The organism is Nitrosomonas sp. Nm51, assembly GCF_900111165.1.
GTDB lineage: Bacteria > Pseudomonadota > Gammaproteobacteria > Burkholderiales > Nitrosomonadaceae > Nitrosomonas.
This window is the reverse complement of sequence record NZ_FOGH01000039.1, coordinates 1-24,278: the sequence shown is the minus strand read 5'-3', so window position 1 is coordinate 24,278 and position 24,278 is coordinate 1. Positions and strand designations below refer to the sequence as shown.

Below are 24,278 nucleotides of genomic sequence, written 5' to 3'. Positions count from 1 at the left end.
GCGGCTATCTGGAATTTCAGTATATGTGCATGGGATTTATGCTGTGGAAAGATGATTTATGATTATCACTGTTGATATTTGTGGGTAATAGGCAGGGCTAGGCGTGTTGTTTGTTACAGGGTCTGACTCAGTATGTAAAGGGCAATGCTTCGACGCGTCGTTCGATTGTATCGACCAGTTTATGATAAGCCGGTGTATCAAAATTGCCATAATGCTGCCTGAAAACGGTTTTGGATAATGATTCCGGAAGATCTTCCCATCTGGGCATAAGATCCTTGTCGTTGATTCCCTTATTCACCAGTTGCTGCAACTGAACCGCATCTGTATGGCTCGCTGTGGCAAGCTCCCCGAACCGGGTGCCGGCACGGTCTGCTGCAATGTCATTAAATGAGAAACCGCTGCCGCTGCGTTTGTCTTCGATTTCCTTGTAAAGCCCGATGGCATCGGACAAAGCAGTGTCCGCATATGCTGTAATGGCTGCTGAAATGATAAAATGCTGCGCAAAATCTTTGCGTCCATCCAGGGTGATGTTTGGACGGGAATGGCGCAGAGGCCGGTTTGCCGCTTTCGGTACTAAATAATTAAGCGGCAAATCCATGACATAAAATGTGGCGGCCAATATGGCGGCGCGGTTTTCTTTTTGCGCCGGATTGTTGACAGAATACCGCGCAGCCATTTTCATGAGTGGCTGCAATATCTGTGACAGACTGAGCGCTGCTTGTTGCTGGTTGTTCTGTACCAGTAGATTATAGTAGCGATAGACTTTTTTTTGCTCGGATTTGCTGAGTACGGGGAAGTGACTGCGAGCCAGGTTGAATCCGCCTTGCCACTGGTATCGGACTTTGAGTGCGCTGGTTGTAATATGCATGTGTTTGATTGCAGATATCATGCTGTCGTATTTCGAGTAGTTTTGCAGCCACCAGACTGTTTGATCAAGTAAAAACTGGCTGACAAAATCCGGAATTAAGATATGACCGATACTGACCGAATGCGGTTGTGGCAGACGATCCGTTTCCACAAAGGTGGCTTCAAGGTTAATGAAACCTGTTATGGTTTGCAATGGCAACGGCAGGCTTGTGCGGATTTTTGCTTTGCCATGCGTTATGTACATGTGTGCACTGCCGTTGACGAAATGCTTGGTCAGATAATTGATTGCGATGTCCGCGTCTTCAGGATGAATACTGATTGTTGCCATGCCTTTTTGCCGGCTGCTCAGGATACGTCGGCGGTGCTGATCAAATGTACGTTTTAAGCGCTCGATATGTTCGGGCGCAACCTTCGTTTGCTGCTCAACATACGGCTTTTCATCGATAACCAGAAAAATGAACAAACCAAGCAATAATGAAACGGTACATACGCAGGCGATCAGGAAGAAAATCAGTTTGCGAATCATAGTTGTTACGAAAATCATTTGAACAGGATTTTGCAATAGCGCCACGATAGCATTAAAAGAGTGTTGTAGGAAAACTAGATTTTCCAGGTTATGCGCATACTATGGGCCTATAAACAAGGTATAATTACCCACATGTTTTGTCCAGCATGCATTTGCTTGAGTAATTGGCGTTGTAAACAGAGCATTAGCCTGTATAAAGTGATGGGCCGATGGCAGCGGAGTGATGATGAAAACTGCCGCAATAGATTAAAGACGGTACCGATATGATCAATACCGATCTATTGTATAATTACTATTGCCAACCTCAATCCAACTTTGATGAGAAATGTCGACGAGCCCACAGAAAATGCTTAATTCATCGTCTGTACTTGAGTTTAAAAGCACGACTTTTTTTACACCCACCCTGGTTCTGAACAGTAACGATATCGCCGCAATCGAATTGTCATTACAGGAGAAAATCAATCTGGCACCGGATTTTTTTAAACATTCTCCGTTGGTGATCGATGTGCGCGAACTGAATAGGTCGGAATTGGATTTCAGTGTAACCGAGATTGTTGAAACGCTGCGTAGAATTGGTTTGTTTCCAATTGGCCTGCGTGGCGGAACCGAGCAGCAAAACAGTCAGGCGCAGAAGCTGTCGATACCAGTTGATGCCGGGCGTGACCATGATAATAGTGGTGTCGCGCATCAGAGCAGGGGTGCCGGTGACGTGGCGGCTGCAAGTATGGAAACCCCGGCTGCGGATGAAACGGATGCTGAGTCAGAGGCAGTTGCAATAACTTCAACAAATGCAGGTTTGTCAGACCAGTCTGCCGCTCCGGCGGTGCCTGTCAGATCCATGGTGGTTACCCAGCCGGTGCGCTCGGGGCAGCGTATTTATGCACAGGGCGATCTGGTGGTTATGTCTCAGGTCAGCGCTGGTGCCGAGATTATGGCTGAAGGTAATATCCATGTTTATAATACGTTGCGCGGCCGTGCGCTGGCTGGCGTGCAGGGAAATACCAGCGCACGGATATTCTGTTTGGACTTGCAGGCCGAGCTTGTCTCAATTGCAGGAGACTATAAGACCAGCGAACATATCACTAAAGAAATGCAAAAAAAACCGGTGCAGATTTATTTGCAGGACCATGCGTTAATTATTAATGAAATTGCCTAAATTTTAGCTAAGGAGACTCAATTGGCAAGAATTATTGTTGTGACATCAGGAAAAGGCGGTGTTGGTAAAACAACAACAAGTGCGGCGATTGCCATGGGATTGGCAAAAAGAGGTCAAAAGACCGCTGTGATTGATTTTGATGTGGGGTTGCGAAATCTCGATTTGATTATGGGATGCGAGCGTCGTGTCGTTTATGATTTCATCAATGTAATCAATGGTGAAGCGAGCATCAATCAAGCCTTGATTCGTGATAAAAACTGCAGCCAGCTGTATATATTGCCAGCATCTCAAACCCGCGACAAAGATGCGTTGACGCTGGAGGGCGTCGGCAGGGTTCTGGACGAACTTTCCAAAGATTTTAAATATATTGTCTGTGATTCGCCTGCCGGTATTGAGAAAGGTGCGAATCTGGCGCTTTACTATGCCGATGATGCATTTGTCGTGACCAACCCTGAGGTATCATCTGTGCGCGATTCAGACCGTATGCTGGGTATTCTGGCCAGTAAATCGCGCCGGGCTGAACGCAATGAAGATCCGGTCAGAGAATATCTGTTGTTGACACGTTATGATCCGAATCGGGTGAAATCGGGTGAAATGCTTGGGCTTGATGATGTGCAGGATATTCTATCGTTACAATTGCTGGGGATTATTCCTGAATCAAAAACGGTGTTAACAGCTTCCAATGCCGGTATTCCAGTGATATTGGATGAAAAAAGTGAAGCAGGCCGTGCGTATGAGGATGTTGTCGCGCGTTACCTTGGAGAAGATCGGCCACATCGGTTTATTGATGACAAAAGAGGATTCTTCAGGAAGCTTTTCGGAGGCAGATTATGAGTTTGTTGGATTATTTCAGAGCATCCAAGCCGAAGACAGCAGCCATTGCGAAGGAAAGGCTGCAGATTCTGGTTGCGCATGAACGAACCGAACGCAATCGGCCTTCATATCTTCCGCAATTACAAAAAGAACTGCTCGAAGTGATACGTAAATATGTGCATGTCGATCAGGAAGCCATTTCGGTAAAATTCGAACAGGACGAGAACCAGGAGACACTGGAGCTCAATATTGTTTTGCCTGATTTTCAGCAGGAAGACAAACACGTCAATATCTGAGATGTTTGCCACGGTTCAATAACGGTTTGCGGCTGGATAGCTATTTTTTGCATCAAAATTATCGCCGCTCAGCCTCATCCACGGAATACCCCGACTAGCGAAAATGGGACGTGATTTCTCATCAAGCACGCATAGCTGCAATTTCTCGAATGGTAAATGGCGGATGCTGTTTCTTTTTCTGCCGATGCTTGTGGGTTGTGCCGCATTGACAACACAGACAACCCTTACTACGCAGGTTGCCCGAACGGTTGTTTTTGAACCTTTGGCGGCGCTCAATGTTCCGATGGCCGGTAGTTTCGAGTTGCTTGGCAGGGTGTCGGTACGCAACGAACACCAGCGATTCTCGGGAAATGTGCATTGGCAGCATACAAGATTTGAGGACATGGTGTTATTGCTATCCCCGCTTGGGCAGGCGGTTGCTGAGATTGTCAGAAATCATGATGGTGTCAGTCTGACTACGGCCAAACAGGAAACATTTTACGCGGGTAATGTGGAAGATCTGACCGCGGAGTTGCTTGGATGGCGTCTACCTCTGAATGGATTGCAGTACTGGGTTCAAGGGTTGCATTCACCGTTAAGCCAGGCGTCTGTAGACTATGACAGCGAAAACCGTGTGATTGCAATCCGGCAGGATGGCTGGGAAATCATGTTCACGCAGTATTTCAAAGACGATGCAAAATTGTCGGACAAGCCGGTAGCGCACCCAAGAATTTTTGAGCTGCGAATTGAGGATTTAAATATCCGCATGGTCGTGGATAAATGGATCGAAGCCTGATCCGATGACGTTAATCTGCTCCGCGCCCGCCAAGCTAAATCTGTTTCTGCATGTCGTAGGCCGGCGATCGGATGGCTATCATTTGCTGCAGACTGTTTTCCGTTTGCTCGACTTCTCGGATCAGTTGCGTTTTACGGTGCGTGATGACGGTTTGATTAAGCTGTTTTCGTCAACAGCAATGAATGTGCCCGAGGAGCAGAACTTGTGTGTGCGCGCGGCAAAATGTCTGCAGGCAATGAGCGGGGTAGGTCTGGGTATTGATATAACGCTGGAAAAAAAAATTCCCATGGGCGGCGGTTTGGGTGGCGGCAGTTCTGATGCGGCAACAACATTAATGGCGCTGAACACACTATGGAATCTGAACTGGGACAAAGAAACACTGCTGGCGCTTGGATTGCAACTCGGCGCGGATGTGCCGGTATTTATTTTCGGAAAAAACGCATTTGCAGAAGGTGTCGGTGAAGAATTGTCCGCTGTACAATTGCCAGCGGCATGGTATCTGGTGATTATTCCGCCCGTTCATGTATCGACCGCGGAAATTTTTTCAAGTAAAGAATTGACACGAAACACAATTCCTATCAAAATACCGCCCTTTTCCATATGGCAGGGACATAACGATCTCGAGCCTGTGGTTTGCCGTCTTTATCCGGAAGTGGCGGTCAGATTGGAGTGGCTAAAACAGTTGAAAAATACTACAATAGCGGCCATGAGCGGGTCTGGTGCTTGCGTGTTTGCTGAGTTTGCGACGGAACAAGCAGCGCAAGCGGCTTATGCCAGCATGCCGGATAATATGACAGGGTTTATTGCACGCGGATTGGATTGTCATCCAATGCGCGCTTCTGTGAAATAAAAAATGGGGAGTAGCCAAGTGGTAAGGCACCGGATTTTGATTCCGGCATTCGTAGGTTCGATCCCTACCTCCCCAGCCATTTTAACAATTTGAAACATTAGAAATGCATGCGGAAACGGCTGATTGTGAACAGCAATCTTCGTTGGTCTTGGGTTTTCAGGAACCGCAAGCACGCTTGTGAGCTTCCAATCAAACTTATGTCAAATTCGATATAATGTCTTATGACAGTTTAATGGTTTTCACCGGTACGGCTCATCCAAAGCTGGCCCATGATGTGGTGAAACATCTAAATATCCATCTGGGACGCGCGACAATCGGGCGTTTCAGTGACGGTGAAATCATGGTGGAAATCCTCGAAAATGTGCGTGGCAAGGATGTTTTTGTTCTGCAGTCGACCTGCGCGCCGACCAATGACAGTCTGATGGAAATTCTGGTTATGGTGGATGCGTTGAAGCGCGCTTCTGCAGGAAGGATAACCGCAGCCATTCCTTATTTCGGGTATGCGCGTCAGGACAGAAGGCCACGCTCGGTGAGAGTGCCGATTACGGCCAAAGTGGTCGCCAATATGTTGACCAGCGTTGGTGTAGACCGTGTGCTGACAATGGATCTCCATTCGGATCAGATTCAGGGTTTTTTTGATATTCCGGTTGATAACATTTATGGTATGCCCATATTGCTGGGCGATGTCTGGAAACATGACTATCAGGATCTTGTGGTGGTTTCGCCCGACGTGGGTGGCGTTGTCCGGGCCAGGCATATGGCCAAACGTCTGGAGTGCGATCTGGCGATTATTGATAAACGCCGTCCAAGGCCCAATGAAGCCAGGATTATGAATATTATTGGCGAAGTCGCAGGAAGGACCTGCGTTATAATCGACGATCTGGTCGATACAGCCAATACACTGTGTAAAGCAGCGGATGCTTTAAAAGACGAGGGCGCGGTTGCGGTGATTGCTTATTCAACTCATCCGGTATTGTCGGATAATGCCGTTGAACGCATTTACAATTCGAATCTCGATAAACTGGTGGTGACGGACACCATACCGCTGCAGGAAGATTCGACAGCATGCGAAAAAATCTGTCAACTCAGTATTGCAAGTCTGCTGGCTGAGACATTGGTGCGCATCAGTAATGAAAGCTCTCTCAGCTCGCTGTTTATGGAGTGAATGTATCGCTCGTTTGTAATCGATTTGTTTGGTCGCGGACAAATCATCATTGTGGAGAAATAAAATGAAAATTGAAGTCAGTGCAGACAAGCGCTCGGTGCAGGGAAAAGGTGCGAGCCGCCGCCTGCGTGGTTCTGGCAGATTGCCGGGAATCATTTATGGTGGAGATGACGCGCCCCAGTCCATTGAAATGGATCATAACGATATGTTTTACAAGCTTAAAATGGAGGCCTTTCATGCTTCTATTTTGACTCTGAATGTATCTGGAAAAAAAGAGCAGGTGCTGTTACGCGATGTACAAATGCATCCGTATAAGCAACTGGTATTGCACATTGATTTTCAACGCATTGATCCAAAGAACAAAATTCATATGAAAGTGCCGTTGCACTTTATCAATGCTGATATTGCGCCGGGCGTTAAAACATCGGGGGGTATTGTCAGTCATGTACTGACGGAAGTGGATGTCACCTGTCTGCCGAAAGATCTGCCTGAATTTATCACCGTAGACCTGATTGATCTTGTAGCAGGGCATACCTTGCATCTCAGTGATGTTACAGTTCCGGAAAATGTTGAAATTACGGCGCTGGCTAAGGGAGATGATCAAGCCGTTGCAACAATTACTATTCCACGCGCGGCTCTGTCGAGTGGGTCTGAAGCAGAGGATGGTGAAGCTGAAGGAGAAGCTGCAGCAGAAGAATAACATACCTGTTTTATCAATGGCATACAAAAAATCTGCTGGTTTTAATTATAAAATCAGCAGATTTTTATTTTCCACGTCACAATACAATAACGCGCTTATACTGCCATGAAGCTGATTGTCGGTCTGGGTAATCCAGGTAAAGAATATGCGCATACACGCCATAATGCCGGATTTATTTGGGTGAATTGTTTGGCCGATACGCTGAAAGTTACGCTTAATCTCGAGGCGCGTTTTCATGGATTGTGTGCACGTATTAACGCTGAAGCGGCAGATTTCTGGTTGCTTGAGCCGCAGACATACATGAACCGCAGCGGCCAGTCAGTTGCTGCGCTATGCCGGTTTTACAAAATTCAACCTGACGAAATCGTTGTCGTGCATGACGAGCTGGATTTATTGCCAGGTTCGGCTAAACTCAAATGGGGCGGCGGTCTTGGCGGACATAACGGTCTGAAGGATATCGCAGCGCAGCTCGGAACCCGCGATTTCTGGCGGCTTCGGATCGGTATCGGTCACCCGGGAGACCGCAATGCAGTCGTTCGGTATGTGCTGCGCCCGCCCGGAAAAGAAGATGCCCTGTTAATTAATCAGGCAATTGAGCGAAGTTTGCAGATATGGCCCATGATCGCACAAGACGATTTCCAGTCAGCCATGTTGAAGCTGCATACTAAATAAATCACCCGGTTTCCGGTTGAAGATTAAGAAATCAAGTAACTTCGAATGAGTACCCGATTATGAGCCTGAAATGCGGTATTGTGGGTTTGCCCAACGTTGGCAAGTCGACTTTATTTAATGCGTTGACCAAGGCGGGCATTGCCGCGGAAAACTATCCTTTTTGTACTATTGATCCTAATGTCGGTATTGTAGAAGTGCCCGACTCACGCTTGCAGAAGCTGGCTGAAATCGTCAAGCCGCAAAAAATCCAGCCGGCCATTGTGGAATTTGTCGACATCGCCGGACTGGTAGCGGGTGCTTCCAAAGGAGAAGGTCTTGGCAACAAGTTTCTGGCGAATATCCGTGAGACGGATGGTATTGTCAATATGGTGCGTTGTTTTGCCAACGATAACGTGACACATGTTGCAGGCCGGGTTGATCCAGCCTCCGATATCGAAGTGATACAGACAGAACTCGTACTGGCCGATATGGCCACAGTCGAGAAAGCGTTGCTGCGTGAGTCCAAAACAGCCAGGTCGGGTAATAAAGAAGCCATCAAGTTGTGCGGTTTTCTGGAACTGGTGCAGGCGCACCTGAATCAAGGAAAGCCCGCACGTTCGCTCGAAATTGATTATGATCAACAACAGCTGCTCAGACCGTTGTGCCTGCTGACAGCCAAACCGGCAATTTACGTCGCTAATGTCGATGACAATGGCTTTGAAAATAATCCGTTATTGGAGCAGGTCAGGGAATATGCGGCAGACGCAAGAGCGCCGGTTGTTGCAATATGTGCGGCGCTGGAATCGGAAATTGCCGATTTGTCCGATGAAGATAAGCAGGTTTTTTTAGCGGATATCGGTCTCGATGAACCGGGGCTCAACCGTCTGGTGCGTGCCGCCTATGACTTACTAGGCTTGCAGACCTATTTTACGGCAGGGGTGAAGGAAGTCAGGGCGTGGACTATCCATAAAGGCGATACTGCGCCCCAGGCTGCCGGTGTTATCCATACCGATTTTGAAAAAGGGTTTATCCGCGCCGAGATAATCAGTTATGAAGACTTCGTTGCCTGCGGCGGCGAACAAGGCGCCAAAGAAACCGGCAAAATGCGTCTGGAAGGGAAGGAGTATATCGTCAAGGATGGCGATGTGGTACATTTCCGGTTTAATGTGTAGAGGAATTTACGCTGAATAATTACCAAATAATAGGCAATTACACGGTTTGTGGGACAGTCTCCAGTCTCTCTCTCAATTTTCCGGATCCGGCGCATCGCTTCCCAGTAAAGGCGTTTCCAGCCCTTCAATTTCCTGAAGCGCGTGACCTGCAATTCCCTGCAGGTCGCCATACATGCCGACAGTTGATTCAATGACGCCTTGAATCTGCGCTTCTCGTTTAGCCCATAAACGCGTCATGGATTTGCGCTCTCTATCCAGGTCTGCCTGCATATCGGAAAATTTTTCAACAATCGCTTCGATACGATGCCTGAATTTCGGACCGGTCAGATATTTGTACACCAGCGCCATTTTGGTTTCTTGCCCTTCCTGCGTTTTTCTCGTGCCGGCTAATTCAATAAGTGACTGCCTGAGCGCAATAACCAGAGGCACTGCATAGCGTGGGTGCGTTATCCAAACGCCATCGATATTGCCAAAACTTTCAATATCTTTTGGTAACGCATTGGACACCAGAACAGCAATTTCTGCTTTAGCTGTTCGCTGATCATTTCGAAGCTTCGACAGCCATCCGTCACTCCAGTTTTTTGTGCGTTTAGACTCCCAGAGGATTGCGCCGCACATTTGCCCCAATGGTCCAATCACCCGTTGTAAAACATCGCCGCCAAACTCTCCCTTGGCAACCGGCTCAATGCTGTCAAGCGGAAACCTTGTACTGAGTGTTACTTCCAGTTCGAGTTCCATGACTTCGCCCTGTAATTGCTGCGATCCTTGTTCTGCCTTGCGCTTTAGTTCCTCGATCTGGCGTTGCATTGAGGAGATTTGCGTTTCTTTTTCAGTGACCTTAAGCTTGAGCCCTTCTTCTGCTTCCTGGCGCGCCTGCTTTCGAATATCTTCAAGTGATGCCTGAACGCGCTGTTCCACAGTAAGTTCAAGTTCACGTTTTGCGTCGTCAAGCTCGCGATGCTTGCGGAGTAAATCCACCTGCGCTTTTTGCGCTGCTGCGAGTTTTTCGTCCCGTAGTTTGAGTATTGCCTGTAGTTCGCTGACTTCCTTTGTTTTTTCTTCAAAATCGGTTGCCACCGCCAGCTTTGCCTTTTTGGCTTCCTCCGCAATAATTGCCGCTTTTTCATTCTTCAATTTTTCGGCAACCTGATCTTCTATGGCTTCTTGAGCATCCTCCACAGCTTTTTGTTGTGTGCGAATATCTGCCTCCCTTTTAGCAACTTCAGCTTCTTTCAGCGAAATCCTGGCCTCGTACTCCTTGCGTATCGTCTGAATGAGCGGGGCTGCGAGAGACTCCGTCAGCTTGATCTCCGTGGAACAGTTCGGGCATATAATTGTCGGCTCTGTCGTCATCTATTCTCCTGGAACGGTATCCATTAATATTGTCAGCTTAGGTGCGCTACCGTACTTGAAAAAGGAACAACCCTAACCTGTGCGTACTATACCCTGCTGCATAACACCATGGTACGCTGTATCTGACAATATCATATGGACAGAGTACCAGTGTTGATTCCATTTTCATGCCATCAATTGACACGGGTAAGCTAAAATTGCGTAATTGAATAAAATGGATGTACGTCAATAAACAGATAATTTAATACAACATGGCAGAATCAACAAAGTATATTGGTGTCGATCAAGACAAAAACAATGGATTGACACATCTTGGCCGCATTGTCCGGGATGCGTGGGTATTTAATATTTTGCCCGAATCTGAGACTTGTGCAGGGTGGGATCGTTCACAAATGCAGAACCTGTATGAAAAGGTCCATGCCGCATGGGAACCTTATGGTCACCTGCCAAGCCGTTTACCGGAAGAATTGCAGGTTCGGCATAGACGCGTCTATGACCACGCCATTCAAACTGCAAAAGCCAAGGGCTGGAATCCTGAACTGGATGAAGACGATTAATATCGTTTCAGTTGTGCAGCTGATTTTAACCGTTTATGCTGTTCCTTCTTAATGTTCAGGCGTTTTTCACAAACATGCATCAAAAATCTGCATGCGCATAAATGCACATAAACATGACGGCACTCCCTAAAATGAATCAAAGTATGCCAACCGAACGCAATCAGCCGCATGGCGAGGTTGTCGCTGTTCAGGGAAATGTGGTTGATGTGCGTTTCAAACCGCCGCTGCCGGCACGCAATTTTCAATTGCGGACAGGCGCCGACGAACGGATCGTACTGGAAGTGCAAATGCATCTGGATGCCGCTACTGTACGCTGCATTGCGCTCAATTCCACAAGGCGCCTGGGACGGGGAATGTCCGTACGCAATACCGGCGCTACTCTGCAGGTGCCGGTCGGCGAGGCACTGCTCGGGCGTATGCTGAATGTATTCGGCGAGACGGTTGACGGAATTGATGCGCCAGTTGAAGCACAGGCATACTGGCCCATTCACCGCCCGCTGCTGCCACTGGCAGAACGGACTACCGGCACTGAAATATTCGAAACCGGTATCAAGGCCATCGATCTGCTGTCGCCGCTGGAGCGCGGTGGAAAATCGGGCATGTTCGGCGGTGCGGGCGTTGGAAAAACGGTGTTGATCAATGAGCTCATCAACAACATGGCTGAACAGTATGAAGGTATCAGTCTGTTCTGCGGTATCGGTGAGCGTATGCGCGAGGCTGAAGAAATGTATCGCGCGATGAAAGAATCGAATGTACTGGAAAAAGCGATTCTGATCTATGGGCAAATGAACGAGTCGCCAGGTGCGCGTTTTCGCGTCGGCCACGCCGCGATGACTATCGCCGAATATTTTCGCGATGTAATCAAGCGCGATGTCCTGCTGCTCATCGATAATGTGTTTCGTTTCGTGCAATCGGGTACGGAAGTCTCTGGTTTGATGGGAAGAATCCCGTCCCGCGTGGGCTATCAGCCGACACTGGCGACCGAACTGGCCAAACTGGAAGAACGGATCTGCAGTTCTCGAAACGGCAGCATTACATCTGTACAGGCGGTTTATGTACCTGCTGACGATTTGACGGATCCTTCGGCCACGCATATTTTTGCGCATTTATCTGCCTCTATCGTGCTTTCCCGTAAAAGGGCCAGCCAGGGTTTTTATCCGGCGATTGACCCCCTGCAGACCGAATCCAAAATGCTGACCCCCACCGTCGTCGGCAAACGGCATTATCGCACAGCCCAGCGTGTGCGCAGCACGCTGGCAGAGTACGAGGATCTTAAAGACATTATCGCCATGCTTGGCATAGAAGAACTCTCACGCGAAGATCGCATGACGGTCAACAAAGCGCGCCGGCTGGAGCGTTTTCTCACACAGCCCTTCTATGCAACCGAGCAATTCACGGGGCAGGCCGGCAAACGGGTTTCCCTCCAACAAACGATTGAAGGTTGTGAGCGCATTCTGGCCGGAGAGTTTGCGGACATTGAAGAAAAGGCCTTCTACATGATTGGTTCAATCGATGAAATTAACGGCAAGGGATAAACAGTGGACGAGAGCGGTAAAGAAACTGCCATCATGGAAATGCGCTTGCAAGTCTTGCTGCCAACCGGGATACTGGTGAACGAACGCGTAATTAAGATTATTGCCGAAGCAGAAAACGGCTCTTTTTGCCTGCTGCCCAGACATATCGATTTTGTCGCGGCACTGGTGCCGGGTATTTTAAGTTTTTACCCGCCGAATGGCGGTGAATGCTTTGCTGCTGTGGATGAAGGTGTTTTGGTCAAATGCGGTCACGAAGTCTTCGTATCGACCTTAAGCGGTGTGCGCGGGACCGATCTGAATCAATTGGAGGCATTAATCGATGAGCGTTTTCTTGATTTGGATGAACATGAACGCAAGGCGCGCACGGCACTGGCCAGGCTTGAAGCAGGCACGTTGCGCGGCTTTAAGGAATTACAGGACAAAAAATGATGGACCAAGAGCCCGCTGAAAGAAACAAGTCACCGGAGCAAAAACCTTATGCATCCGAAAAGCTGGGCGAGCAGATTGGTCACCGGGCCAGGCGGAAATTGCGTGCGCGCGATCAAAGCGAACGCACGGTCTGGTTCGGATTAGGAATGTTTGGCCTCGTCGGCTGGTCTGTGGCGATACCCACCATCATCGGGATTGCCATCGGGCTTTGGCTCGACCGGGAATGGCCTGGCCGGGCCTCATGGACGTTGACCTTTCTTATTATTGGCATAGCACTGGGTTGTTTGAATGCGTGGTATTGGGTCAAACATGAGAGCGGGCGCAAATAAGTTCAGCGAGTAATGATCATGGATGATCCGCTTATCCTGATATGGATGTTTACGGGTGGCATGATACTCGGCGCCGTTTATTTTTCTGCCCTGTGGTTTACAGTAAGGTATATTCAGAACGGCAGGTATCCGGCTTTTTGGCTGATAGCCAGCTTGATTCTGCGAATGACTGTTTTGCTGGTAGCTTTTTATCTGATTCTACACTATGGGCACTGGGGACATTTACTAGCAGTACTGGCCGGGTTTGTAACTTTACGCATTCTTTCAGTCCGCAGCATGCGCCGTCAAATATCGGCAAGCGGCAACATAAAGGAGAAACAGCTATGACAATCAGTCCGGACAGCATTATTTTCTGGCAATGGGGCGCAGCGTCGCTGAATGCAACGATTGTCTATACCTGGCTGGTGATGGCACTGCTGACACTGATTTCCTGGCTGGCCACGCGCCGGTTTTCTTCGGGGACAAAAATTTCACGCTGGCAGAATTTGCTGGAAGTACTGGTGGCCGGTATACGTGATCAGATCAAACAAGTCAGCCATCAGCAGCCGGGCAAGTATCTGCCGTTTGTAGGCACACTGTTTTTATTTATCGCGATGGCCAATCTGCTGAATGTAGTGCCCGGCTATATGGCGCCAACCGGTTCGCTTTCAACGACCACGGCGCTGGCCATCTGTGTTTTTGTTGCCGTGCCGATTTACGGTATTGCCTATGAAGGGCCTTTGAATTATCTTGCGCATTATGTCAGGCCGACACTGCTTATGCTGCCTTTCAATATCATTGGCGAGATTTCACGCACGATTGCGCTGGCCGTGCGCCTCTATGGCAACATCATGAGCGGCACGGTCATTGTAGCCATCCTGCTGAGCCTGACACCGTATTTTTTCCCGGTTGTGATGCAGCTGCTCGGGCTGCTGACCGGCATGATTCAGGCTTACATCTTTGCCATTTTAGCGATGGTGTATATCGCCTCGGCAACCTCGGCGCATGCGGAAAAACAAGTTCCGGCCAAAACAGAAAATCAAAACTGATCAGGGAGGTTCAGCTTGGATAATATTTCACTTATCGGCATGATATCCATCGTCACAGCAGGTCTGACGATCGCAATTGGCTCCATCGGCCCCGCATTTGGCGAAGCACGCGCGGTGGCTCAGGCCTTAAGCGCGATTGCCCAGCAGCCGGACGAATCGGCGACGATTACACGAACATTGTTTGTCGGTCTGGCCATGATCGAATCCACGGCAATTTATTGTTTCGTGGTGGCGATGATTCTGATTTTTGCCAACCCTTTCTGGAATCATGTAACAGCTGCAGGGGGTTGATGCATGAGCATAGACTGGATTACGGTCTCGGCGCAAATTGTCAACTTTTTGATCCTCGTCTGGCTGTTGAAGCGGTTTTTATACCAGCCGGTGATCCGGGCGATGGACCACCGTGAGCAACGGATTGCCGCGCAGCTGAATGATGCACAGGCACGCGAACTTAAAGCCGACAATAAGGCGCAGGAGTATCAGGCGATGGCCAGAGAACTGGAGCGCACGCGCGATGATATTCTGGCCAGGGCGTATGAAAAAGCCGAGCAACAAAAAAGGCAACTGCTGGATGAAGCGCGCCGGGAAGTCACCGAAACCCGCGAAAACTGGCAAAGACAAGTCCAGCAGGAAAAAGAAGAATTCCTGAACAATATGCGCAATCAAATTTCAAGCACGATACAGAATATTGCACGCAAGGCTTTAGGCGACCTGGCAAACGCCAAGCTTGAAGAACAGATGATTATTTCATTGATCAACCGCCTGGACTCACTGGACCGGCAATCACAGGCCTTGCTGCAGAAGGCGTCGCAGCAAACATCCGAACCGGTTCGCATCACCAGTACATTCAAACTGGATCCGGCGGCGCGAGACCGCCTCACCCATGCCATTCACACACATTTTGCCGATGGCATCGCTGTGGAATATGACGAGTCTTCCGAGTTGTTATGCGGCATCACATTAACGGCCGGAGAAGGACAACTGAGCTGGAATCTTGCCGATTATATTCAGCGGCTCAGCCAGGATGCCGAGAAGGCGCTTTCGCCAGCCGCGCACTCTGAAACGGAAAAGGAATAAGTCCTTGTTAGAACAATTGCTGGATGAAACGCTAATCGCGCTAAATCAGGTGGTCGAACAAAGCGCGTATCCGTTGCGTGCGCGGGAAACAGGCCGTGTAACGCATGTTGGCGGTGGCATTGCACGCATAAAGGGCCTGTCCAGTATCCGCTCGGAGGAACTGGTGCGTTTTCCAGATGACGTGCTGGGAGTGGCGATTAACCTGGAACCACACGAGGTCGGCGTTATCCTGCTCGGTGACAGCGACAGGCTGACGGCGGGCATCGATGTCAGCGCCACGGGCCGTGAAGCGGATGCGCCGGTGGGCGAAGGCCTGCTGGGCAGGGTAGTTGATGCCACCGGCCGTGTACTGGACAGCGGCGGGCCGCTGCGCTTCAAAGAACGGCGCCCCGTGGAGCGGCCCGCACCGACAATTATTGAACGCGCCCCGGTAACCGTGCCGCTGGAAACCGGCATTAAAGCAATCGATGCCCTTATTCCGATCGGCCGTGGCCAGCGTGAATTGATCGTCGGCGACCGTCAGACCGGCAAAACATCCGTTGCCGTCGATACCATCATTAATCAGCGGAACAGGGGTGTTATATGCGTCTACTGCGCGATCGGCCAGCGCGGAACGGCTGTTGCGCGCGTGATCAATACCCTGCATCAGTATCGGGCTCTGGAAAATACGATTGTCGTGGTGGCCTCGGATGAAGACCCGCCCGGTCTTCGTTATATCACGCCTTATGCGGCCACAACGATGGCCGAATATTTCCTGGAACAGGGAAAGGATGTACTCATTGTCTACGATGATCTGACACGGCATGCACGCGCCTACCGGGAGCTGTCCCTGCTGTTGCGGCGCCCGCCGGGACGGGAAGCGTATCCGGGCGATATTTTTTATTTGCACGCGCGTTTGCTGGAAAGGGCGGCGCACTTGCACCAGCGCAGCGGCGGTGGCTCGCTAACGGCCCTGCCTATTATTGAAACCCAGGCTCAGGACATTTCGGCCTATATTCCGACCAATCTGATTTCTATCACAGACGGCCAGATTTATCTTTCGCCCACATTGTTTCATAAAGGATTGCTGCCTGCCATCGATGTCGGAAAATCCATTTCCCGCGTGGGCGGTAAAGCGCAGTTCCCGGCATTTCGCAGCGTTTCCGGCGATTTGAGGCTGTCATATTCGCAGTTTGAAGAACTGGAAACATTCGCCCGTTTTGCGACGCGTCTGGACGAAGAAACGCGCGCTACCATCGAGCACGGACGGCGTGTACGGGAAGTCCTTAAGCAGGCCGAACATCATCCGCTGCGAAGCAGCGAACAAATGGTTGTATTGAAAGCCGTCAGTGCAGGTTTGCTCGACCATGTGATACTGGATAAGATTGATGACGCCGAAACAGCGATACAAAAACATGTGCTTGATGAACTGCCCGATCTTTGCGGACAAATGGAAACAGGAAAGAAACTGAGCGAATCGCAATGGGAACAGGTTCTGGAAGTGGCGCGCAAAGCGATAGCCGGTGTTGAAGACGGATCATAATCATCGAAAAAACTGATTGCCATGGAGTCTCTGGAACAATTGCACAGGCAGCTGGACAGTCTCGAAGAGCTGCGAACCATCGTCAAGACCATGAAGGCATTATCAGCGGCCAGCGTCAGGCAGTATGAGCAGGCCGTACAGGCGCTGGACGGATACTATCGAACCGTTGAGCGTGGTCTGCACGTAGCGCTGAAAAACACCTCATCGTTTCCGCCTGCAGCGCAATATCTCCATCATCCTCTGGGATCGGGACATTCACAGCGCCCGCAGCGTCTGGGCAGCATTGTTTTCGGTTCCGATCACGGCCTGTGCGGCCGGTTCAACGAAGATATAACAGCCTACGCGCTCGAGCGCATGCAATCGACAGCTGCTGATCCGGATAATCATGCATTGCTTGCCGTCGGCGCACGCGTTGCAGCCAGTCTTGAGCATGAAGGACAAATAGTTGAGGATGTTTTTCAGGTGCCGGGATCGGCCACGCAAATTACCCTGAGCGTGCAGCAGATACTGCTCAAAATAGACGAGTGGTGCGAGCGCAGTGGCGTCCGCTATGTTTATCTGTTTTATAACCGGCATTCGGGAAAAAAAGGCTGTCGCCCGACCGGTTTCGAGCTGTTGCCCGTCAACCTGAATCGTTTTCACCGTCTCGAGGAAGAAGTCTGGCCTTCGCGCAGCCTGCCGACTTTTACCATGAATCACGAACAATTGTTTAAGCGGCTGTTGCAGCAATACCTGTTTGTGACGATATTCCGTGCCTGTGCGGAATCCCAGGCAAGCGAACATTCCAGCCGGTTAACGGCTATGCAATCCGCACAACGCAATCTGGACGAACGCCTGGAAGAAGTGACGATGACGTTCCGCCGCGCACGCCAGAACGTGATTACTTCGGAGCTGCTGGATGTTGTATCCGGTTTTGAGGCGATCACCAAAACGCGGTCCATTTAATCTGGTATGTGAGGTATGCATTCAATTCGAGACAGGGCAAGTTAAAAAAACCGGCAAAAACTGTACTTTAGAGTCCATGAAAGCCGGCAGGCATACTAATTACAGGTCAAAATCCAGCGTACTGGTGCAATATTCAGTTTAACCTAATCATCATAGCGCGACCGACCCTTTTGGTGAGTGAGGTATAAAGAAATATTAGTTTTATTTCATAAGATTGGCCATGGTTGTAGCGATCAACTGAGGATTTTGGGTTTAATAGTTTGTTCATCTGGTATACGCTGTAATTCATATTTCATTTGGCTGTTAAACGAGAATTTTATCAAGAAACAACAGTAACGCCTCTATCTTCTCCTGTCAGATACAGAAATATTCATACCCTGTCTTTTAAAGCCAAGGTGATATATATGTATGAAGCAATTGTTGTCATCAACGCTGGTTCATCCAGCATCAAATTTGCTGTGTATGCACTAGCCCGCGATGTGCTTGACTTGCGGTACCGTGGAAAGATTGCGGGCGTTGGACATCAGAACAATTTTGTCCTTGCAGACAGTAATGGCGATGCGCCGGCTATCACAGAGCAGCTGTTAACAAAAACCAGCAGGATACGCAATCATGGTCAAGCGCTGTCTGTTATTTTTGACTGGCTTAATGATCAAAACAGTGAATTTTCGCTCATTGCTGCAGGTCATCGTGTTGTTCATGGCGGTGAAAAGTTTTCTTCACCGGTAATTGTGAATGAAGAAATTCTCACAGACCTGAAAAGTTTTATTCCGCTGGCTCCGCTGCACCAGCCTTATCAAACTGCTGCCATTGAAATATTTGCGCAACAGTATCCCGGTATGCTGCAGGCTGTATGTTTCGATACTGCTTTTCACCGTAATCAACCGTTTGTTGCACAGCAGTTTGCATTGCCCGGAACACTCCGGCAACAGGGAATTTTAAGATATGGCTTTCACGGTTTATCTTATGAATACATCGCCCATGTATTACCTGAATACCTGGGCAGTGCAGCCGCCAAAGGCCGCGTCATTGTTGCACATCTTGGCCATGGCGCCAGCATGTGTGCAATGCAGTCACGCAGAAGTATCGCCACCACAATGTCTTTCAGTCCAATGGATGGATTGCCCATGGGAACGCGCTGCGGCGCGCTCGATCCTGCTGTGGTATTTTATCTGGTGAAAGAAAAAGGTATGGACATTGATACTGTCAGCGACCTTTTGAATAATCAATCCGGTCTGATCGGTGTTTCCGGAATCAGCAGTGATATGCAGGATCTGCTCGACAGCGACGATCCGCAAGCCGGGGAGGCAATAGACTTGTTTGTCTATCGCACAAATCGGGAACTGGGTTCCCTGGCCGCAGCTTTAAACGGTCTGGACGCACTGGTTTTTACCGCCGGAATCGGCGAACATGCCTACCGCATTCGTGAACAAATTTGCCGGCAGGCCTCCTGGTTAGGTATTCATATCGATAAAGCGGCAAATGCTGCCGGCAGCCACCAGATCAGTACAGCGCAAAGCCATGTATCCGTCTGGATGATTCCAACTGATGAAGAACACATGATCGCCCGCCATGTAAAGAATTTAATCGAAAAAAACTGATTGTTTTAAAATTCTTGTTTGCAATAAAAACTGGAACCGGTCATTTCAGAGTTAAAGGAAGCAGGAAATGAAGAAAACCGATAGTAAATCATCAACCCAGTTGCAGCCGTTATCTGTTGAGGAACTGTATAAGATAAACGCTTATTGGAGAGCGGCAAATTATCTGTCTGTCGGCCAGATTTACCTGTTGGACAACCCTCTGTTAAAGAAACCGCTGACACTCGAGCATCTCAAACCCAGACTGCTCGGGCACTGGGGTACCACGCCGGGGCTGAACTTCATTTACACACACCTAAACCGCGTCATTAAGGCGCAAGGCCTGAATATGATTTACGTCACCGGTCCCGGTCACGGTGGCCCGGGCCTTGTCGCCAATACCTGGCTTGAAGGTACATACAGCGAAATATATCCCAGTGTGCCGCAAAATGAGACGGGTATGCAGAAACTGTTCAAACAGTTTTCTTTTCCGGGCGGTATCCCGAGTCATTGTGCACCTGAAACGCCCGGTTCAATCCATGAAGGCGGAGAACTGGGCTATGCAGTCTCGCATGCGTATGGCGCCGTTTTTGATAATCCCGATCTTATCGCCTGTTGTGTTGTGGGCGATGGCGAAGCTGAAACCGGGCCATTGGCTGCCGCATGGCATTCCAACAAATTTTTAAACCCTGTTCACGATGGAGCAGTTCTGCCCATACTGCATCTGAACGGCTACAAAATCGCCAATCCAACAGTGCTCGCGCGCCTGAGCCATGAAGAACTGGAAAGCCTTTTTGTCGGATATGGTCACAGGCCCTATTGGGTTGAAGGTTCAGACCCGGAAACCATGCATCAGAACATGGCGGCCACACTGGATGCTGTTATCGCTGAAATCAAGGCGATTCAGAGTAAAGCACGTGAAACCGGCGATGTAACGCGCCCACGCTGGCCGATGATAATCTTGCGTACGCCAAAAGGATGGACCGGTCCTGCTGAAGTTGACGGCTTAAAAACGGAAGATTACTGGCGGTCGCACCAGGTTCCGCTGGCAGAAATGGCCACCAAGCCGGAGCATATCCGGTTGCTTGAACAATGGATGAAAAGCTACCGGCCGGAGGACTTATTTGACGAACAAGGCGCATTAAAGAACGAACTGGCCGCGCTCGCACCTGCGGGTTTATATCGTATGAGTGCCAATCCGCACACCAACGGCGGTTTGCTGCTCAAGGAATTGAGTATGCCGGACTTTCGTGATTATGCGATCGAAGTACTCGAACCAGGGCATGTAAGCGGTGAATCAACCCGGATCATGGGTTATCTATTACGCGATGTCATGAAACAAAATGAACAAACGCGTAATTTTCGCGTGATGGGACCGGACGAGACAAATTCCAATCGTCTCGACGCATTGTTTGAAGTAACTGACCGCACCTGGATGGCAAAGATGTGTCCGGACGATGATCATCTGGCGCCGGATGGCCGGGTTATGGAAATTCTCAGCGAACATACCTGCCAGGGTTGGCTGGAAGGGTATCTGTTGACAGGCCGTCACGGTATTTTTTCCTGTTATGAGGCGTTTATTCATATCGTTGGCTCCATGTTTAATCAGCATGCCAAATGGCTTAAGGTTAGCAAGGAGATCCCGTGGCGCCGTCCTGTCGCATCGTTGAATTACTTATTGACATCCCATGTCTGGCGGCAGGACCATAACGGTTTTTCGCACCAGGATCCCGGATTCATTGACCATGTCGTCAACAAAAAAGCCGATATCATTCGCGTTTATCTTCCGCCTGATGCCAATACGCTACTGACTATTACGGATAAATGCCTGCGCAGCCGCGATTTCATCAATGTCATTGTTGCAGGCAAACAGCGGCAACCGCAATGGCTGAATATGGATGCCGCCATCAAACACTGCAGCGCCGGCATCGGTATCTGGGAGTGGGCGAGTAACGATCAGGGAAGCGAACCGGATGTTGTCATGGCCTGCGCAGGCGACGTGCCTACGCTTGAGACCCTTGCCGCCGTCGAATTGCTGCGTCGGCAGGCTCCAGGGCTGAAGGTCCGTGTGATTAATATTGTTGACCTGATGACGCTGCAGCCGAGGGAAGAGCATCCGCATGGGCTTCCGGATAAGGATTTTGACGCCCTGTTTACAAAAAACAAGCCTGTCGTCTTTGCTTATCATGGTTATCCCTGGTTAATTCATCGGCTGACTTACCGCCGTACCAATCATAACAATCTGCATGTCCGTGGTTACAAGGAAGAAGGTACCACGACAACGCCGTTTGATATGGTTGTACGCAACGACCTGGACCGTTTTCATCTGGTAAGCGATGTGGTCGATCGTGTGGATGGATTTAATCAGACTGGTGGATATATAAAGCAGTTCGTCCGCGACAAACTCATTGAACATCGCCGTTATATTACGACTTATGGAGAGGATATGCCGGAAATCACCGGCTGGAAATGGTCCGGTACATGAAATTGAGAACTTCTGATTGTTTTTGATATTCATCGCGTTTTGTGCGAGCGAATACAAAAGGCAAGTAAAGTTCGCGGAATTTACCTGCCGGCATGACTTCCAATCCCGCTATTTTTGAGCAGGCGATCAATGAACACGACGATTATGATCAAGCTATCGCTACACTTGCCAGATACAGTGTCAATGCCGGAGATATATGAAACGTCAAACGGGCAGAATGGTATTGATTTTGAAGCAGTAAGTGAAAGCTGGAACAGGAAGGGGTGCGAAAATTTATCGACCCCTGCCATAAGTTGCTGGAAAGATTAAAACAAAAACAATCGAGGTTAATATGGTTATAAAATGCTGACGGCCGGGAAAAAGGTTTTCTGGCGTTATGCGCGTATTTGGTCAACTTGGTCAAGCCAGTGTTCCAGACCCTGTGTATTTAATTTGATATCGGAACTGATCAAGGCGATGATTTCCGTTTCAGGTAATCGGCAGCCATGCTCGCGGATACATTGCAACAGTAGCGATTGCAGTGCCGATGAAATGGTCTCGAATCTGCCTCGATTGCTGTGCATGCCGGTCTTTGCACTACGGGCTATTTTTACATGCGCGTCAATCAAAGTGTGCATGGCTTCAGCATGACGGTGCAAGTGGCCTATGCGGCCGTAATGTGTAACAAATGCGTATTTCGGGTTAAAACCCATGATTCTGTCCAGCGATGTGTGTGCAGCGGAGGGATCAAACTGTATCGGCGTAGTGGTTGGAAAAACAAATTCCATGCCATTGACGTCGAATTCACGGTAGGACACGCCAAAGGTGTCGCCGGTGAAAAATGCATTACTTTGTTCGTCGTAGATACAGTTGTGATGGCGCGCATGGCCGGGTGTGTCAATAAACAGTAACGTGCGTCCGTTCAGTTCGATACGGCTTTGATCGGGTGCTTCGATAATGCGTTGTTTGTCGATAGGGTGGATTTCGCCATAGACGCGCTCGAACTCCGCCTTGCCGTATACCGCAATTGCGCCGGCAACCAGCTTTTCCGGATCGGCCATGTGGCGTGCGCCGCGTGGATGTACGACCAGTCTGGCATTTGGAAAACGACGCATACACTCGCTGGCTCCACCGGCGTGGTCGAGATGAATATGGGTGAGAATAATATAGGCGACATCCTCGGCAGACAGATTCTTTTCTTCAATAGCATTGATCACGCCAGCAATGGACGATGATGTACCCGTATCAACGAGTGCCATTTTACCGTTTTCGACAATCAGATGAATGGCGGCGCGCCTGGGCCGGTGGAATTGTGCGTCGATGGCGCTGATTCCATGTTCGTAATCAGTAACGAGTGAAATAGTCATTTTGTTTTTGTCTTGCTTGTGTGAGCCGCTGCGGCCGGAATTAATGTGTCTACCCTGGTTGATCGAGTATCGCCGGATTTTCCAGGGTTGAAACATACTGGGTGATTTTCTCGTCTTTGGCTGACGTACGCAAGAGGCGGCGCATGATTTTGCCGGATCTGGTTTTGGGAAGATTCTCGCCGAAGCGTATTTCTTCGGGTTTGGCAATCGGTCCGATCTCCTGTGCAACCCACTCACGCAGTTCTTCCACAATCCGGGCCTTGTCTTTTTCCTGTGGATAATCGCCTTTCAGCACGACGAAAGCAATAATGGCTTTGCCTTTGACTTCATGCGGTTTGCCGACGACTGTTGCCTCGGCAACCAACGGACTGGCGACCAGTGACGGTTCGATTTCCATGGTGCCCAAGCGGTGACCGGAGTCGCCCGCTAAATGTCTGACAGTCGACCCACTTTCAGTACATTCAGTGTTCATGAAAAAAACGGTTTGTTTTTCCCCTATACCCTGCATAATGCGGGTTTAAACGAGTTCATTCACGTGTTGCAGACAATAGATCAACCGGAAAAGGAAAAATTATGAATACTTCCGCTGACAAAACACAAGAGAACAACAGCAAATCGGTTTCGGGTGCCAGTTCTCAAATGCAAATTAGTGGTAAGTCTACTTTTCAATTTGTAGATAATCGACCGGAGGCAATAGCCCAGAGAAAAATACAAGAGATGGCTAATAATAGTTCTCAGGCTTCTCGGCTGAGAGCATTTCAGGAAATGGCTAACAATAGCCCTCAGGCAAAACAAGCTGCTCAATTACAGGCGATGGCTGATAATTATTCTGCTCAAAAGCAGTCTATTATTAATAAGCAAGAAAACAATACGGGCTTACCTAATAATCTAAAATCAGGAATAGAAAACCTATCGGGCTACTCAATGGACGATGTGAAAGTGCATTACAATTCGGAAAAACCTGTCCAACTCAAGGCCCACGCATACGTTCAAGGCACAGATATTCATCTCGCTTCTGGACAGGAAAAGTGACCTGGTCAAGTAAAACCGGACACCTCAGTTAAGCCACTTTTGTCGAGTATTTTGTTGCTTCTGCTTCAAATTGATTTGGACTTTTGTAATCC

General features: G+C 49.2%; 26 protein-coding genes, 1 tRNA gene and 1 pseudogene. 24 read left to right on the top strand and 4 right to left on the bottom strand.

Annotated features, from left to right (window positions below):
• Nucleotides 1–127 precede the first annotated feature (127 nt).
• Nucleotides 128–1,393 carry a YfiM family lipoprotein gene (locus BMY60_RS11475; RefSeq protein WP_090333762.1) on the bottom strand — a complete coding sequence of 422 codons (1,266 nt, stop codon included), beginning with the start codon at nucleotides 1,391–1,393 and terminating at the stop codon, nucleotides 128–130.
• A 346-nt stretch (nucleotides 1,394–1,739) separates the two neighbouring features.
• Between BMY60_RS11475 and minC the strand changes: the two genes are divergently transcribed.
• The 10 genes from minC to ychF all read left to right on the top strand — a co-directional run bounded on the left by minC (nucleotide 1,740) and on the right by ychF (nucleotide 8,971).
• Complete coding sequence (gene minC, locus BMY60_RS11470) at nucleotides 1,740–2,549, top strand: septum site-determining protein MinC (protein WP_090333760.1); 810 nt, start codon at nucleotides 1,740–1,742, stop codon at nucleotides 2,547–2,549.
• A 21-nt stretch (nucleotides 2,550–2,570) separates the two neighbouring features.
• Nucleotides 2,571–3,383, top strand: a complete 813-nt coding sequence (gene minD, locus BMY60_RS11465) for a septum site-determining protein MinD (RefSeq protein WP_090333759.1) — start codon at nucleotides 2,571–2,573, stop codon at nucleotides 3,381–3,383.
• The gene (gene minE / locus BMY60_RS11460) at nucleotides 3,380–3,658 is read left to right on the top strand and encodes a cell division topological specificity factor MinE (RefSeq protein ID WP_090333758.1); all 279 of its coding nucleotides are present in this window, start codon (nucleotides 3,380–3,382) and stop codon (nucleotides 3,656–3,658) included. The genes minD and minE overlap by 4 nt, the downstream gene beginning before the upstream one ends.
• Nucleotides 3,659–3,821: 163 nt before the next feature.
• Nucleotides 3,822–4,433 carry a lipoprotein insertase outer membrane protein LolB gene (gene lolB, locus BMY60_RS11455; protein ID WP_177166657.1) on the top strand — a complete coding sequence of 204 codons (612 nt, stop codon included), beginning with the start codon at nucleotides 3,822–3,824 and terminating at the stop codon, nucleotides 4,431–4,433.
• Between the two features lie 4 nt (nucleotides 4,434–4,437).
• On the top strand, nucleotides 4,438–5,283 hold the full coding sequence (ispE, locus tag BMY60_RS11450; RefSeq protein ID WP_090333755.1) for a 4-(cytidine 5'-diphospho)-2-C-methyl-D-erythritol kinase: 846 nt from the start codon (nucleotides 4,438–4,440) through the stop codon (nucleotides 5,281–5,283).
• Between the two features lie 4 nt (nucleotides 5,284–5,287).
• A tRNA-Gln gene (locus tag BMY60_RS11445) sits at nucleotides 5,288–5,362 on the top strand.
• 135 nt (nucleotides 5,363–5,497) lie between these two features.
• Nucleotides 5,498–6,448 carry a ribose-phosphate pyrophosphokinase gene (locus BMY60_RS11440; RefSeq protein ID WP_090333753.1) on the top strand — a complete coding sequence of 317 codons (951 nt, stop codon included), beginning with the start codon at nucleotides 5,498–5,500 and terminating at the stop codon, nucleotides 6,446–6,448.
• A 64-nt stretch (nucleotides 6,449–6,512) separates the two neighbouring features.
• Nucleotides 6,513–7,148, top strand: a complete 636-nt coding sequence (locus BMY60_RS11435) for a 50S ribosomal protein L25/general stress protein Ctc (RefSeq protein ID WP_090333751.1) — start codon at nucleotides 6,513–6,515, stop codon at nucleotides 7,146–7,148.
• A gap of 105 nt (nucleotides 7,149–7,253) precedes the next feature.
• Nucleotides 7,254–7,820 carry an aminoacyl-tRNA hydrolase gene (gene pth / locus BMY60_RS11430; RefSeq protein WP_090333749.1) on the top strand — a complete coding sequence of 189 codons (567 nt, stop codon included), beginning with the start codon at nucleotides 7,254–7,256 and terminating at the stop codon, nucleotides 7,818–7,820.
• A 59-nt stretch (nucleotides 7,821–7,879) separates the two neighbouring features.
• Nucleotides 7,880–8,971 (top strand): redox-regulated ATPase YchF, encoded by a 1,092-nt coding sequence (ychF, locus tag BMY60_RS11425; RefSeq protein WP_090333747.1) that lies wholly within the window; start codon nucleotides 7,880–7,882, stop codon nucleotides 8,969–8,971.
• Between the two features lie 72 nt (nucleotides 8,972–9,043).
• Here ychF and BMY60_RS11420 read toward each other — a convergent pair whose 3' ends face one another.
• On the bottom strand, nucleotides 9,044–10,324 hold the full coding sequence (locus BMY60_RS11420; RefSeq protein WP_090333746.1) for a DUF2130 domain-containing protein: 1,281 nt from the start codon (nucleotides 10,322–10,324) through the stop codon (nucleotides 9,044–9,046).
• 251 nt (nucleotides 10,325–10,575) lie between these two features.
• On the opposite strand from BMY60_RS11420, the gene BMY60_RS11415 reads away from it, so the two are divergent.
• From BMY60_RS11415 to BMY60_RS15455, 13 genes are all read left to right on the top strand, one after another.
• A complete protein-coding gene (locus tag BMY60_RS11415; RefSeq protein ID WP_090333744.1) occupies nucleotides 10,576–10,881 on the top strand; it encodes a hypothetical protein in 306 nt (101 codons plus the stop codon).
• A 131-nt stretch (nucleotides 10,882–11,012) separates the two neighbouring features.
• Nucleotides 11,013–12,416: a F0F1 ATP synthase subunit beta gene (gene atpD, locus BMY60_RS11410; RefSeq protein ID WP_090333743.1), complete on the top strand. Its 1,404-nt coding sequence runs from the start codon at nucleotides 11,013–11,015 to the stop codon at nucleotides 12,414–12,416.
• Nucleotides 12,417–12,419: 3 nt separating this feature from the next.
• Entirely contained in the window at nucleotides 12,420–12,845 is a 426-nt protein-coding gene (locus tag BMY60_RS11405; RefSeq protein ID WP_256250807.1) for a F0F1 ATP synthase subunit epsilon, read from the top strand.
• A complete protein-coding gene (locus BMY60_RS11400) occupies nucleotides 12,842–13,174 on the top strand; it encodes an AtpZ/AtpI family protein (protein ID WP_256250806.1) in 333 nt (110 codons plus the stop codon). Before BMY60_RS11405 ends, BMY60_RS11400 begins: the two co-directional genes overlap by 4 nt.
• 12 nt (nucleotides 13,175–13,186) lie before the next feature.
• Nucleotides 13,187–13,501, top strand: a complete 315-nt coding sequence (locus tag BMY60_RS11395; protein WP_090333739.1) for an ATP synthase subunit I — start codon at nucleotides 13,187–13,189, stop codon at nucleotides 13,499–13,501.
• Complete coding sequence (locus BMY60_RS11390) at nucleotides 13,498–14,202, top strand: F0F1 ATP synthase subunit A (protein ID WP_090333738.1); 705 nt, start codon at nucleotides 13,498–13,500, stop codon at nucleotides 14,200–14,202. Before BMY60_RS11395 ends, BMY60_RS11390 begins: the two co-directional genes overlap by 4 nt.
• A 15-nt stretch (nucleotides 14,203–14,217) precedes the next feature.
• Entirely contained in the window at nucleotides 14,218–14,493 is a 276-nt protein-coding gene (locus BMY60_RS11385; protein WP_090333736.1) for a F0F1 ATP synthase subunit C, read from the top strand.
• A 3-nt stretch (nucleotides 14,494–14,496) separates the two neighbouring features.
• On the top strand, nucleotides 14,497–15,279 hold the full coding sequence (locus BMY60_RS11380; RefSeq protein ID WP_090333734.1) for a F0F1 ATP synthase subunit B family protein: 783 nt from the start codon (nucleotides 14,497–14,499) through the stop codon (nucleotides 15,277–15,279).
• Nucleotides 15,280–15,283: 4 nt separating this feature from the next.
• Entirely contained in the window at nucleotides 15,284–16,801 is a 1,518-nt protein-coding gene (locus BMY60_RS11375; protein ID WP_305728768.1) for an alternate F1F0 ATPase, F1 subunit alpha, read from the top strand.
• 21 nt (nucleotides 16,802–16,822) lie between these two features.
• The gene (locus tag BMY60_RS11370; RefSeq protein ID WP_090333732.1) at nucleotides 16,823–17,746 is read left to right on the top strand and encodes a F0F1 ATP synthase subunit gamma; all 924 of its coding nucleotides are present in this window, start codon (nucleotides 16,823–16,825) and stop codon (nucleotides 17,744–17,746) included.
• A gap of 404 nt (nucleotides 17,747–18,150) precedes the next feature.
• Nucleotides 18,151–19,347 (top strand): acetate/propionate family kinase, encoded by a 1,197-nt coding sequence (locus tag BMY60_RS11365; protein ID WP_090333730.1) that lies wholly within the window; start codon nucleotides 18,151–18,153, stop codon nucleotides 19,345–19,347.
• Nucleotides 19,348–19,414: 67 nt separating this feature from the next.
• Nucleotides 19,415–21,808, top strand: a complete 2,394-nt coding sequence (locus tag BMY60_RS11360; RefSeq protein ID WP_090333729.1) for a phosphoketolase family protein — start codon at nucleotides 19,415–19,417, stop codon at nucleotides 21,806–21,808.
• A gap of 92 nt (nucleotides 21,809–21,900) precedes the next feature.
• Nucleotides 21,901–22,008, top strand: coding sequence for a transaldolase family protein (locus BMY60_RS15455; protein ID WP_143057434.1), 108 nt, complete (start codon nucleotides 21,901–21,903; stop codon nucleotides 22,006–22,008).
• 174 nt (nucleotides 22,009–22,182) lie between these two features.
• Here BMY60_RS15455 and BMY60_RS11355 read toward each other — a convergent pair whose 3' ends face one another.
• A complete protein-coding gene (locus BMY60_RS11355) occupies nucleotides 22,183–23,154 on the bottom strand; it encodes an MBL fold metallo-hydrolase (protein WP_090333728.1) in 972 nt (323 codons plus the stop codon).
• Between the two features lie 49 nt (nucleotides 23,155–23,203).
• Nucleotides 23,204–23,572, bottom strand: a pseudogene (locus BMY60_RS11350) (acetyl-coenzyme A synthetase); the annotation flags it as partial.
• Nucleotides 23,573–23,727: 155 nt separating this feature from the next.
• Between BMY60_RS11350 and BMY60_RS16040 the strand changes: the two are divergent.
• Nucleotides 23,728–24,186: an eCIS core domain-containing protein gene (locus tag BMY60_RS16040; protein WP_218141686.1), complete on the top strand. Its 459-nt coding sequence runs from the start codon at nucleotides 23,728–23,730 to the stop codon at nucleotides 24,184–24,186.
• Nucleotides 24,187–24,278: the final 92 nt, after the last annotated feature.